Annotated in this window: 12 protein-coding genes; 8 read left to right on the forward strand and 4 right to left on the reverse strand. The window is 66.1% G+C overall.

The annotated features are described in order from the left end of the window. Position 1 precedes the first annotated feature (1 nt). Positions 2–2740: an ExeM/NucH family extracellular endonuclease gene (locus tag AOP75_RS11350; RefSeq protein WP_062079200.1), complete on the reverse strand. Its 2739-nt coding sequence runs from the start codon at positions 2738–2740 to the stop codon at positions 2–4. A 147-nt stretch (positions 2741–2887) separates the two neighbouring features. Here AOP75_RS11350 and AOP75_RS11355 point away from each other — a divergent pair, with 147 nt between their 5' ends. After that, positions 2888–3712: an SDR family NAD(P)-dependent oxidoreductase gene (locus tag AOP75_RS11355; RefSeq protein WP_062079201.1), complete on the forward strand. Its 825-nt coding sequence runs from the start codon at positions 2888–2890 to the stop codon at positions 3710–3712. 31 nt (positions 3713–3743) lie between these two features. On the opposite strand, the gene AOP75_RS11360 is transcribed toward AOP75_RS11355, so the two are convergent. The 3 genes from AOP75_RS11360 to AOP75_RS11370 all read right to left on the reverse strand — a co-directional run bounded on the left by AOP75_RS11360 (position 3744) and on the right by AOP75_RS11370 (position 7223). After that, a complete protein-coding gene (locus AOP75_RS11360) occupies positions 3744–5402 on the reverse strand; it encodes a SulP family inorganic anion transporter (RefSeq protein WP_236683165.1) in 1659 nt (552 codons plus the stop codon). Between the two features lie 85 nt (positions 5403–5487). Beyond that, positions 5488–6438, reverse strand: coding sequence for an electron transfer flavoprotein subunit alpha/FixB family protein (locus tag AOP75_RS11365; RefSeq protein WP_062079203.1), 951 nt, complete (start codon positions 6436–6438; stop codon positions 5488–5490). Beyond that, positions 6435–7223: an electron transfer flavoprotein subunit beta/FixA family protein gene (locus tag AOP75_RS11370; protein WP_062079204.1), complete on the reverse strand. Its 789-nt coding sequence runs from the start codon at positions 7221–7223 to the stop codon at positions 6435–6437. The genes AOP75_RS11365 and AOP75_RS11370 overlap by 4 nt, the downstream gene beginning before the upstream one ends. 620 nt (positions 7224–7843) lie before the next feature. Between AOP75_RS11370 and AOP75_RS11380 the strand changes: the two genes are divergently transcribed. The 7 genes from AOP75_RS11380 to AOP75_RS11410 all read left to right on the forward strand — a co-directional run bounded on the left by AOP75_RS11380 (position 7844) and on the right by AOP75_RS11410 (position 13108). Then, complete coding sequence (locus AOP75_RS11380) at positions 7844–8272, forward strand: hypothetical protein (RefSeq protein WP_062079206.1); 429 nt, start codon at positions 7844–7846, stop codon at positions 8270–8272. Between the two features lie 170 nt (positions 8273–8442). After that, positions 8443–8760 (forward strand): hypothetical protein, encoded by a 318-nt coding sequence (locus AOP75_RS12565; protein ID WP_152650071.1) that lies wholly within the window; start codon positions 8443–8445, stop codon positions 8758–8760. A 2-nt stretch (positions 8761–8762) separates the two neighbouring features. After that, a complete protein-coding gene (locus AOP75_RS11390; RefSeq protein ID WP_062079208.1) occupies positions 8763–9383 on the forward strand; it encodes a hypothetical protein in 621 nt (206 codons plus the stop codon). A gap of 203 nt (positions 9384–9586) precedes the next feature. Continuing rightward, positions 9587–10615: a peptidoglycan-binding domain-containing protein gene (locus AOP75_RS11395; RefSeq protein WP_161794573.1), complete on the forward strand. Its 1029-nt coding sequence runs from the start codon at positions 9587–9589 to the stop codon at positions 10613–10615. Continuing rightward, positions 10606–11259, forward strand: a complete 654-nt coding sequence (locus AOP75_RS11400; protein ID WP_062079210.1) for an ABC transporter ATP-binding protein — start codon at positions 10606–10608, stop codon at positions 11257–11259. Before AOP75_RS11395 ends, AOP75_RS11400 begins: the two co-directional genes overlap by 10 nt. Beyond that, on the forward strand, positions 11256–12386 hold the full coding sequence (locus AOP75_RS11405; protein WP_062079211.1) for a hypothetical protein: 1131 nt from the start codon (positions 11256–11258) through the stop codon (positions 12384–12386). The genes AOP75_RS11400 and AOP75_RS11405 overlap by 4 nt, the downstream gene beginning before the upstream one ends. 80 nt (positions 12387–12466) lie before the next feature. Next, positions 12467–13108, forward strand: coding sequence for a DUF5701 family protein (locus AOP75_RS11410; protein ID WP_062079212.1), 642 nt, complete (start codon positions 12467–12469; stop codon positions 13106–13108). Positions 13109–13130 lie beyond the last annotated feature (22 nt).

Below are 13130 nucleotides of genomic sequence, written 5' to 3' on the forward strand. Positions count from 1 at the left end.
GCTACCCGAGGGTGCACGCCTCGCCATTGAGGGTGACGTTCTCCACGCCCTCCGCCCCGGCTGGCGCGCTACCGACGAAGCCGACCGTCACGGACCTCCCTGGCGCGAGCGCACCGTTCCACGACATCGACGCGACGCCCACGCGGTCTCCCTCCTGCCGCCAGGTCCCGGACCAGCCATTGGTGACGACTTCACCTGCGGTGAAGTCGAACCCAAGGTCCCACCCATTCACGGGCTCGTCACCCGTGTTGGTGATCCACAGTTGAGAGATGAACCCACCGGGCCATTGGCCATGGATCTCGTAGGACACCTGGCACGTGGGCTCCGGCGTCACCAGGTCCAGTCCAATCAGCACGGGGTCGTGGTCGGAGGTGCGGTACATGTCCGGCGCGTAGAGCGACTCGACCTGCGCCGCGCTCTTGAACTCCGTGTTGTAGTCAAGCACCCCGGGCTCGTCCGCGTTGATGTGGAGGTGCGCGGAATCCGTCACCTGCTGCGCAAGTGTCGCCGATCCGAACACGTAGTCGAGCGACCCCCACTGGCCGTCGAAGACGTAGGAGTAGTCCTCCGCGAGGTCCACGTAGCCCGCCTCGCGCAGAACATCGATGGGATCCTCCTGGGCATAGGAGTTGAGGTCGCCCATGATGAGGACATCGCCCTCCTCCACCCCCGTGGGGTGCGTCGTGAGCCAGTCGACAAGAGCCTCAGCCCCCAGGCGGCGCGTCTCGTTCCAGCACGCCGCACCGTCGCCCTGATCGGCATCAGGCCCCACCTCGGGGCAAGAACCCTTCGACTTCCAGTGATTCGTGACAACCGTGAAAGTCTCTCCCGTGGCGTTGTCTTCAAATGTTTGCGCAAGCGACGGACGGTTGCGGTCGTCATCGAACCGTTCGTCGACACGTGAGTCGAGGACTGCATGGTCCCCGGCCTCGGATACGGCTTCGGCGTCGTAGAGCAGTCCCACGCGGATCACGTCGGTGCCAATCACCCCCGTGTCCACGTAGGTCCACGTCGTTGTCCCGGTCGCGGTGTTCATCGCATCTGCGAGCGCGGCAAGCGGCTCGACACCTGGGGTGTTTTCCATCTCCATGATTCCCACCACGTCAGCGTCGAGCTCACTCAGGGCCGCGACCAGTTTCGCGGTCTGACGCTCTAACTCCTGCGCACTATCAGCGCCGCGGCAGTACTGTTCGGCTCCGACGGGACCGCACACCGGTCCGTTGCCGTCGACAGTCGTGAAGAAGTTGAGCACGTTGAAGCTCGCCACCTGAAGGTCACCCCCCACGTCCGGGGCGGAGGTGGGACGTTCGTTCGCGGCGACAAAATTCGGTGACGCGGCGTCGACGCTCGGGGGCCTCACCCGCCAGGCGTTGCCGCTGGCGGCATTGCCCGCCCAGGTGTACGTCATCACACCGGTCAGCCCAGTGACGGTGTCCCCACCGCGCAGGGTGTTCGCGGCGCTGAGGGGCTGTCCTCCACGACCCATGGGGTCAACGTTTTGGAGGTTTCGAGCATCGTCGACCTTGATGCGAGCGAGGTCGTTGGTGGCCTGCAAGGCCACGGCGTCAGCACCGGGCTCGGCCACCGCGGTCGGCTGATCCAACTTGCCGGTACCCGAGACCGTCACTTCGTTGAAACGACCAAGCAGATAGATCTCGGTCACCGTCAACTCATCTGCGAAGGTCACTTGCATGCCCTCGTAGCGCTCAGCATAAGAGGCATCGGGAAACGGCAACTCCACCGGCACAGAGGTCACGGAGGCTCCAGAGCGGAGCGTCGACACCGCAGCGTTCGTTAGCTGCGTCTGCCCCTGAAACTCTGAGACGGTGCCGGTCACGGAGACGTCGTCGCCCAGCGCGACCTCGTTTGCACCCCCGTTGAAGACGAAGAGGGCTTCCGACGTGGCGGGGTCGTCGTCATGCTCGCCGTCGCGGGACTGCACGTAAAAACCGCGCAACGCACCCTCGGCTGAGGGGCCCTCGTAGTCACCCACCACGATGCCTTCAACAGTCACGTCGGTTCCCACATACGGCGAGGCATCGGAGGCGCCCTGCACGGTGCCGATGGGCAAGGCGCTGGCGTCACCTCCATCGCCGCCATCACCAGGGTCCCCTCCGTCGCCCCCGTCTCCTGGATCCGTGGAGCCACCCGGACCGCAGGTGGACTCGTGAGTTCCCAAGCCGTCGACCGTGTTCGAGGCGAACGCCTCCCACTCGGACGCGTCGTAGGTCACCGTGCCGTCACAGACCGCGGCATCGCGCCTCAGCGTGACGTTTTCTCCCCACGTGGGCCGCTCCCCCACGACCCCAAGCACGTCGATCACGTTCCCGGCGCTCACAAGCGTGACCGCGTCGTCTCCGTTCCACTGCACGGACCCCGACACTTGGTCTGCGAGCGCAGCCACATCGTTGGTGCCGGACGTGGTCGAACTCGCCAACACGTACACGTCGCCCGGCGCCAAGGTTCCCTCGAGACCAATACGTGAACTTGGGCTCGCCGCCCCGTTCTGGTACGGCTCGACCGCGTAGTCAGACAGGTCGACCGGCGCGCTGGTGCCGTTATAGATTTCGATCGCCTTGTTGAAGCCAGATCCCTCGACGTACTCGGAGACAACGAGGTCGTCGGCGTAGACGGCCGCGGTGGCCGCACTGTCCTCGTCGTGTGCGCTGGCAGGCGCGGCGGCAAGCCCGCCTGCCCCGATCAGCGACACCGTTGTCACCATTGCAGTCAGCATGCGCATGAAAACTCCCTGGTAGTTAATGTTCCTCCACGCTAACGGCATTCGCCCTCAGATTCCCGGCAAACAGGACAAACCTCTCGTGAACGCTCCATGACCGACACGTGGCCGGCCACGTAGGCTGGACGGACCTCGAGGTAAGGAGACCCCATGGCGACCTGGTTCATTTCCGGCTGTTCCACAGGGATTGGACGGGCGACCGCGCATACAGCGGCTGCGGCCGGGCATCGCGTGTTTGCCACCGCGAGGCAACCGGAAACGCTGTCCGGCCTGGCCGAGGAGTACCCCGAGCTGGTCGTGCCGCTCGCGCTGGACGTGACTGATCCTGCCAGCATCCGCTACGCGGTGACGCAGGCGGTGGGTACCGGACCCATCGATGTGGTGGTCAACAATGCCGGGATTGGCTACTTCTCGACCATCGAGGAGTCCGACCCCCAGGAGGCACGCCGCGTCATGGACACCAACTTCTGGGGATCGGCAGACCTCACGACGGCGCTGCTTCCTCACATGCGCGAGCACCGGCAGGGCCACATCATCACGATTTCCTCGATCGCCGGCGTGCGCGGGTCCGCCGGGATGGGCTACTACTGCGCGTCGAAGTGGGCGATCTCAGGATTCATGGAGTCGCTCGCCAAGGAGGTGGCCCACCTTGGCATCAAGGTCACGCTGGTGGAACCCGGCCCGGTCCTGTCGCAGTGGATTCCCTCGGGAGCGAAGGTTCGCGACATTCATCCGGACTACGCAGAAGTGATGGAGCCCTACTGGGAGCGCATCGACGCACTTCCCGGAAACCAGCCAGGCGACCCACACGCTTTGGCGCGCGCCCTGCTCCAGGTGGCGGCTCACGACGCGCCGCCGCTGCACCTCCTGGCCGGCCGCCACGCGATCGTGCAGGGAGCGGCGAAGGCAGCGGGTCTGGCCGAGGAGATTCGGCAGTGGGAGCAACTGGGCCTGTCCATCGACACGCGCGCCTGACGTGGTCGGCGCACTCACTCCACCAGCGTCGCTAGCGCGACCGCGCGATCTCGTCGAGGGCGTCTGACACTGCCTCGCGCGTGGCGCGCCCCAGCCACTCTCCGCCACGGTAAACATTGCTCTCGCCCACGAGCGACACCAGCCGCTCACGCTCGAACTGGTCACGGACGGCCTGACTGGTCACGATGAACTTCACCGTGCCTCCCTGGCCGATGACCCGTGAACTGAAGCGCCTCAGGACCTCCACGTGGGACAACCCCACCTGATCAATCCCGCGCATACGGAAAATGACGATTGCTCCAGCGCTGTGTGCGTCCACCGTCGGCAACTGTTTCTCGAAAATGGGCGCCGAGGCAAAGAACATGCTGCCGTACGGCTGAAGCACCTGAACGTCAGCGCCAGCGAGGTGCGCGGGTGGCTTAGTCTCGCGGATCTCTCCACTGGCATCCACGTCGAGGCCTTTGAGTACAAGCGTGTTCGAGGCCTGCGACACGAAGAGCAAGAAGCCGAGCGCCACGCCCACCAACACCGCGAGGTGGAGCGGAATGAGGAGCGTGAGCACAAACGTCACGGCCATCAGCGAGGTCTGGAAGGCGCCGGTCTTGATGACCGAGCGGACCTTTCCGGGCTTAATGGCCGCGTACCCGACGGTGATGAGCAAGGCCGCCAGCGCAGGCATCGCCACGGCGCTTACGACGTCACCCAGCAGGACGACAATCAGCATCAGGGTCAGCGAAGCGATCAGCAGCGCGGTGCGGCTGCGAGCGCCTGCCTGAGCGACCAGAGTCGACCCGGACATGGACGCACCAACGGGCATTCCCGCGAAGATGCCGGACGCGATGTTACCCGCACCTTGCGCTACGAAGTCCTGGGAGTTGTTGGCGGGCCCTTTGTCTGGGTCGGCGACGCTCGTCGTCACGGCTGCTCCCTGGATGAGGCCCACAAAGGCCAAAGAGAGGGCGGGAACGACGAGTGCGGGGATGAGGCTGAGGTCAGGGAGCGCGAGCGGCGGGAAGCCGGATTCAATGTCGGCCACATCACCAACGACGGCGATGGTCTCCGACTGCCATGCGTTGACGCCCAAGGCCGCCAGTGTTGCCACCACGACCGCGAGGACCATGCCCAAGGGACCGAGCTTGGTCGTACTCAGCCACACGATGAGCGCGATCGACACCAGCCCCAACGCGGTCGACCACCAGTTGAGTTGGAAAGGGTGGGTGAGGATCCAGATGGCGTTGAGAATGCGGTTGCCTTCATCCGGTTCCGTGCCGGTGAGATTCCCGAGCTGCCCCAGGATGATGTTCACGCCGACAGCGGCGACGAATCCCGTCATGACGGCTGTGGGCACAAAGCGCACGAGCTTGCCCAAGCGCGCCGCACCCGCCACGATCATCACCACGCCGGTCAAGAGGCTGAGCGTGACGAGCGCTGCGGTGGGGTCGTCGAATGACGACAGGTTGACGTCTGCCACCACGAGCGCCATGGCCCCAGTGACGCCTACCGCCATCATCGCGGTCCCCGTGAACAGGGCGCCGCCGGTCAGGCCCAGCATGTAGGCGTACAGGCCAGCCATGGGGTTCACCCCGGCAAGGATGGCGTTGGCGAGGCCGTCGGGTACCGACTCGATGCCAAGCACCGCACCTGCCGAGGCGTCCTCCTTGAGATTCCGGCGAGAGAAACGCCTCCCCATGGAGCGCCTGGCAGCGGCCACAGCGCGCCTGAAGCCGGGTGGCGCTTCAGGCGAGTTCATGAGGGCCTGCCGTCGTCGCGGGCCGCTAGGCGCCGCGGTGTTCCTTGATGCGCTCGATCGCCTGCGGGATCACGTCGAAGAGGTTGCCCACCACGCCAAAGTCGGAAATCTCGAAGATGGGGGCCTCGGGGTCCATGTTGATACACACGATGGTGCCGGAGGCTTGCATGCCGCCGCGGTGGTGAACGGCGCCGGAGATGCCACACGCGACATAGAGCGCGGGCGTCACGGTGGTGCCGGTCTGGCCGACCATGTGTTCGTGGCTAATCCAACCCTCGTCGGTGGCGTCGCGAGAGGCCCCCACTGCACCGCCGAGTAGTTCAGCGAAGTCGCTGACCAGCGAGTAATCGCCTGAAGTCCCACGGCCACCCGACACTACGACGGGAGCCTCCGCGAGTGGCACGCTGTCGCCCTGCTCGACGGGCTCGACGGACACGATCCGCTCCCGCGCTTCGGGCAACTCAGCGTCGACGACAACCACCGTCGCCGCTGCGGGCGAGTCGGCCGGAGTGGCGTGCGTCGTGTTGGGGCGCACGCCCACGATCGCCTTGTCGGCGTTAATGCGGGTACGCACGTCCCAGGTCGCGGCGAACACGGTCTGGAAGGTCTCGACCTTGCCGTCAACGAGCTCGGCGCCCGCGGCGTCCACGACCACACCCGCGCCGGTGGCGAGGGCCAGTCGCGTCGCGATTTCCTTGGTGACGAACGTGGAGATCATGACGACCACGTCGGCATCCCCGGACGCCGCACCGACTGCAGCGGCAGCACGCGACGCAACCCTGGCGTCGGCCGCGTCGACCACCCGGACCTCGGTGGCGCCGTACTCGCCCAACTGAGCCGCGGCGTCGGCGCTGGGAGCCTCGCCCAACCAGACGGCGACGGGGGTGCCGAGCGAACGGGCCAACGTGAGGGCCTCGAGCGCGGGCCGCGTGACCGCCCCGTGGCGGTGGTCAATGAGAACTGCGGCGATGGTCATGCCAGTCCCTTCTCGATGAGGAAGTTCGCGAGTTGCGTGCCGGCGTCGCCGGTGTCCGTGACCTTGATGCGGTCGGCGCGCGGAGGCCGCGGGGAGGCGTCAATGACGGTGGTGCGGGCGGCTCCCGCGCCTACCTGGGCGGGATCGAGTGCCAGGTCACTGAGGGTCCACACGGTCACCGGGGCCTTGCGGGCCGCCATGATGAGTTTGAAGTTGGGAAAGCGCGGCTTGTTCGCCTCGTCCGTCACGGAGACGACCGCCGGCAGTGGCGCGCTCACGGTCTCGTGCGAGTCCGGCAGGTGACGCTCGATGGTCACCTCGCCGCCGTCCACAGAGAGCGCCGATGCCAGGGTCAACTGCGACCAGTCAAGCTCGGCAGCAAGCGCGGTGGGCAGCATCGACGTCAGCCCGTCGAGGGCGGCCATGCCCGTCACGACCAGGTCCAGCGGCGCCTCGTCGTGCACCTTGCGCACTGCCGCGGCGATGACCTTGGCGGTGCCGAACACGTCAGAGCCCGCGATGGCCTCGTCGGACACGTGCAGGGCGTGGTGAACGCCCAATTGCAGGGCCTTGCGTACCGCGGCAACCGCGTCGGGCCCGCCCACGGTGAGGGCATAAACCTCGCCCTCGCCGGCCGCCTCAACGAGCTGGAGAGCAGCCTCGACGGCGTTCTCGTCCAACTCGTTCATGGTGCCGTCCTCCGCGGTTCGCGTGACGCGACCGTCAGTGAAGGAACGCTGGGACTGCAGGTCGGGAGTGTGCTTGACCGTGACCAGAATGCGCATGCTCGCCAGCCTAGCGGGAACTCGCGGCGGCGCTACGCGATTCCTGCCCACATAAGTAATGGCTTGGCGCACTTACCAACCATCGGTACTGTCCAGTTTGCGGGCCTGCTGAGGCCCGGCCACCAGCAAAGGGAAAAGATGAAAAAGCTCACGTCAATGCTCGTCAAGGGGGGGGTTGTGGCAGTTGTCGCAGCCAGCCTGACCGCGCCCATCGCACCGACCGCCCCGGCAAGCGCCGGATGCGGCTCTAAGCTCAGCTTCAACAACTACGACCGTGTCAACCATTGGGCGATGTACTGCGACAAGGTCGGGGTGCGGCACCAATACGTCCCGGTTGGCGCGCCCTCTCACTGGCTTTACTGGACGCCGTGGTCAGAGTCGACCCGAATGGCCGAGTCCGGCCCGAAGGCAAAGTATGTCAAGTTCCAGAGCTGGTCCGAGGGATGAGCCGACGAAGTGCTCCCAGACGGGCCGCCCAAGGGATCGCAGCAGTCGCAATCGTGACTGCGGCACCAGGGTGCGCCGGCACGACTGACTCGTTAGACGCTGCGCCGACTCAGTTCGCCGCCACAATCGAGAGGGCCCAACAAGATGGCGCAAGTGAGGATCAGATTGCCCTCATGACGGACGGCGAGTTGACCTTTGAAGAGGTCAGCAGTGCAGTCGACCGGTCCTTGGAATGCATGCGGGAGCTCGGCTTTCACATCATCGACGAGGGCATAGACGACTCAGCCGGCTACCCCAAGCGCATGTACACCTACTCAGGATCGCCAGCCGGCTTTGCGGATGGCGGCGGAGATGAGGGCCAAGCGTGCCTCGAAGAGCACAGCTTCTTCGTCGAGAGCGCGTGGTACGACGCACCGCAATCAGTGGCCGGACGTCACCAGAAGCTGGAGTCTGTCAGGCCCCAGGTGATCGCGTGCCTATCTGACATTGGCATCGACGTCCCGGACACGGCGACCTACGACGAGCTCCTCGACCTCAACCTCGATGGCTACGTCAACAGCGGCACCGACTGCGTCGTCGACGCTGGGATCCCCTCGTATTGACCTACCGGCCACGCGCAACGCCACCCTCAACGCACCTTGGCGGCGGGCCGCGGCTGTGTTCCCTCGACCCGCACGTATGCCCACATAAATGCGGGCTTTGCAGGCATACCAACGGACGGTATTTTACCTTGACGGCGCCATGGTGGCGCCGCACCAAAGGAGGGCACGACATGAGACGGTTCAGCACTACACTCGCCGCGAGCGCGGCGGTCGCACTATTGGCACTGTCCGCTGGGCCAGCAAGTGGAGCGGAGACGTCTTCGTACCGCTCATATTCCGGCTCACAGTATGTCGACGGCTGCCGAGTGACGAGCACCATCAACAGTGGTGTCTCCGCTCAGAGCCACGACAACGGCTGCGCGGGCTCAGTCGGGCAGCGGATCTGGTACATCGACGAGGGCTCACATCGCTACACGCCGACCGTCTGGCACAAGCACCAAGTGACGCACTTTGTTCTCGGTGCGTGGGCGTACCGGGTGTCTCACTAGTGATGACCTCCCGCGCCGGTGGTGTCGCGTCACTGAGCGTTGCTTGCGCGGTCACGACCATTGCTCTAGTCGGCTGCACGACCTCACCAGAAGCGACTCCCCACGCCGAGTCCAGCGACGAGGGATTTGCCGCCATCGTGGAATCCGCAGTGAGGGACGCGGTCGATTCAGGGGCATCCCCGGCGCAACTCGCGTTGCTTGAAGATGCACGCGAAGCAGGAGAGGTCACTTACGAGGCCGCCGCGCGGGCGCGCGACGCGACTGTCGCTTGCCTCACCGAACTCGGACTTGATGCACGCGCCGAGGACCACGAAAACGAATGGGGCTACGTGCTCCCGTTCTGGTCCGTGGCAGCTGACAGCTCAGCACCTGTCGACACGTGCGAAAACCAAGAGTCAATGTGGATAAGTCAGGTCTATCAGACCCAGCCGGCGGCACTATCTGCCCGCGATGTGTGGATCCAGGAGCGTTCCCCACAGCTGCGCGCCTGTCTGAGCGAGCAAGGCGTCGACCTCGACCCTGACACCACAGTCGCAGAACTGCTCTCCGCAACCTCTGATCTGTGGAACGAGACCGAGGGGAGCATTGACTGTGCCGGTGAGATCGGCCTGCATTCGTACTAGCAGCCCTCGCGCGCAGAACTTACCGAACGATCGCACTCGTGACAGGTCACCCGCTCCGGCCAAGTGGCCCCGCTGGGAAGTTTTTTTGACGCGACCACAGGGACGCCCCGTGAGCCGCGCAGATGATCGAGCACCGGCTCGCAACGGGCCATGACTGTTCGGACGAGGTTGCTCTTGGCAGCTACGAGGAGATGGGATTCACAATGACGCGTGTTCGTTCGGCCGGCGTGACTGTGGCGCTGGTGGCTGCGATTGGGGCTCCGCTGTTGGCGGCCGGAGTGTGGGTGTTTGCGGCATCGGAGGAGTCACCGCTCCAGGCGGCGACACCAGCGGCGCCGCTGATGGGCACAGTGGAGACTGCGCAGCGCTCGGGTGAAACCAATGTGAGTGTCAAGGTTCAGTACGCCACGGCGCTGTCCCCCACCACCCAGGCGAGTGGGACCGTCACGGCCATGCACGCATCGGCCGGAAGCGACGTCACCCACGGCGACCTCCTTATGGTCGTCGATGCCGCCGAAGTCTTCGCTTACGCCGCAGACGCGCCACTGTTCAGGGACGTATCCCGCGGAAGTGACGGCGCGGACGTCGCCATCGCCCAGCAACTCCTCATTGACCTGGGCTACCTCGATGGCGAGCCCGATGGCGATGCCGGGTACGTCACCGAGCAAGCGATCAAGGAGTTCAACGAGGAACACGGCTATGGCAAGAACAACACAGTCTTGTCACGCGCTGCAGTGGTGTGGGTTGGACCGTCCGCCGCCACTGTTGACGAGATGAGCGTCGCCGTGGGCGACAGTGTCTCCCCCGGCACCGCGGTGTTTAGCACGACTGCATCGATGAGCGCTATCGAGGTGACCGAGCCACCGACCATGAGCGCAGACGGCCCGCTGGTGTTGGACGTGGGTGGCGCCGTGGTCGACTACGAGGCCGGTTCCGGATACGTCACGGAACCTGAGTCGGTCGCGCTCATCGCGGATGCGCTCGGGGATCTGGGCGAAGGCGTCGGTCTCACGCGCCTGGCGACACCGACCGAGATCGCATCCGTTCCGGCACCGGCGGTCGTCACTGACGACGCCGGCCGCACCTGCATCTTCCCTGACCTCACGGGAGACGCGGTGCCGATCACCCCGCTAGGCGGGACCCTCGGAACCGTGGACGTGGACCTCGCGCTCGCGGGTGAGCCGCTGTTGCTGAACCCACGGGAGGTCCGGGAGAACATCGCATGCGACTAGCGGCGCGCGACGTGTCCTTCACGTACCCGCGCGGCGACCACCAGGTGCTGTCCGGCGTGACCTTCGACATCCCCGACGGCGCATCCGCCGCGATCATCGGCCCATCCGGCTCAGGTAAGACCACCCTGCTGTCCCTGATGGGCCACCTGCTGCCCTTGAAGTCCGGCGCCATCCAGGCAGTCGACACAGATGGTGCTGACCACTCGCTCGCGGACACCGCGTCGTGGGTGCTGCAAACCGTGTCACTCCTACCCGACCGCACCGCGGCAGACAACGTCATGGTTGGCGCCTACTCCGACGGCGCGAGCCGGGCCGATGCTCGGGCCAGGGCACGCGACTACCTCGCCCAGGTGGGGCTCGTCGGCCGCGAAGACGAGCCGGCACGCATCCTGTCAGGCGGAGAAGCTCAGCGGGTGGCCATCGCGCGCGCCTTGGCGTCCCACCGACCCATCATCTTGGCCGACGAACCCACCGGGCAGCTCGACGCGACAACGTCGGCGACCGTGCTTGAAGCAATGATCGGTGCACACGGCGAGCGCACCGTGGTCATCGTCACCCACGACCCGGCGGTGGCGCAGCGGTGCGACGTGGTCCTGGAACTGCGCGACGGAAGCATCATGGACCACGCGGGAGCACCTGCATGAGCGAAGCGTCCCACCGTCGCCGCACCTGGCCGCTGTCCCTCGCAGCTCGCGAGGGCCTCGCCACGGCACGCACCGGACGGTGGACCTCTGCCATCGTCATCGTGGCTACCGCGTGGCTGATCGCCGCCCCCGCTATTGCCGACGCCCTGGGCGTGACCCGGCTCATGGAAGCCGAGCAAGACTGGATCGACGCCGGCGGTCACGTCTACGTCGTCACGGGCGCCACCGTGGACGGAGACCAGTTCCCCATCCCCACGTCCACATGCGAATCATTGGCGGGCTACGACGGGGTCGAGGCCTCCTTCGCTTTGGAACGCTCGGGCGCCACCGGCGCACTCACGTCGGTCCCCGGAGGACGGGCGAGCGTCTACTCCGTCACCTCCGGGGCCCTGCCGTTCCTCGGAATCGAGGGGGACCCCCGCGGCGTCGCGATCCTGTCGAGCGGCTTCAGCGAACGCACCGGCGTCCTCGGCGGCGAAACCATTGAGGTGGTCCGCCAAGCCAGCGACTCCGAGCCCGCCGCACGCACCGGCCTGGTCGCTTCGCGCGTCGCGGACACGGCGCCCATGGGAGACGAATATGACGGCGCCTTGCTCGTGCCGTCACTGCTCGGCGCCACCGCGGACGCGTGCTACGTCGCGACCGACGCCGCACGCCACGACGCGGTCGCCGAGATTCTTCCCGGGGCCCTCGCGCACGAGGGCCGCGCCGCGGTGGTAGCGGACCGTCTGTACTCCAACGAGTTCACCGTCGACTACACCACCGCATACGAAGACCGCCCACTGAGGTGGCTGTGGATCGCGTCCGCACTCGCCTTAGGACTGATGTGGGCACTGGTCCAATGGTTCCGCCGCTCCCATACAGCCATTTACGCCACCTTCGGAGTCCATGCCCCCGCACGCCTCACCATGCAGGTGAGTGAATGGGCCCTGCTCGTTGCCGCCGGAGCCGCGGGCGGTTGGGCGATCGGCATCACGGGGGCCCTGGCGTTCGGAGCCCGCACCGCTCCCACCCTCACCATCGTCAGCACCCACACCGCGCTCACCCTCATCGGCGCCACCCTCATCGTCATTGCAGTCGCACTCACACCCACCGGCACATTGCTCAACGCACTCAAAGACCGCTAGCCGCGCGCGTCAACCCGCCAGGGAACATCGGGCACGCGTTGCGCGTTAGGGCTGAGCCACTTCGAGATGGGAGCCCTGCCATGACCAGCCTTTTGCTCGACGACCAGGTAGACGCGTACATCACCGCCGGCCTGCACCGGCTCGCGGCACTCTCGGAGGGAGACTTCCGCGAAGTCTTCGATCCACTGAGAGGCGCGGCCGCGGAGCTACCTCAGGATGCGTTCCCCGCGGACGGGGTGCTGCCGTACGTCGCCGTCGTCGCGGATGCCCTCATCGATCCCGCTGCACGCGTGCCCGGCCTGCGCTTGCCCGGCTCCGCCAACGAGGGGATTCTGGACCGTAATCACGGCGAGGAGGGCCTGGCGCCGTACCGCGACCGTCCGGAACTCGAGGTGCCCCAGGCACCCGCCTACCTGCTGGTCAACGTGCAGCGTGGCGACGAGTTCAGGGACGTCGCGCCCCTGGATGCCTGCGCGCAGATCGCGGACCGCGGTCGCTCGCCGTTAACGATCGCGGAGGGACTGTCCATCACTGCCGCGCACCCTGGATTCCTCAAGAAGAACCACTGCTTCATGCTGGCGGGGTCATCGCGCGGCGACAAGCGCGTCCCCGCGATCTGGATCTCCCAGAAGGCACCCAAGTTGGGATGGTGCTTTGACAAGGTGCCGCACTCGTGGCTGGGCATTGCATCAGCAGCTGCGCGCCGCCCAGTGAGCGCGTAGGCGCCCGGGCAGCTCACCCCGT

Source organism: Demequina globuliformis (assembly GCF_000975155.1).
Taxonomy (GTDB): domain Bacteria; phylum Actinomycetota; class Actinomycetes; order Actinomycetales; family Demequinaceae; genus Demequina; species Demequina globuliformis.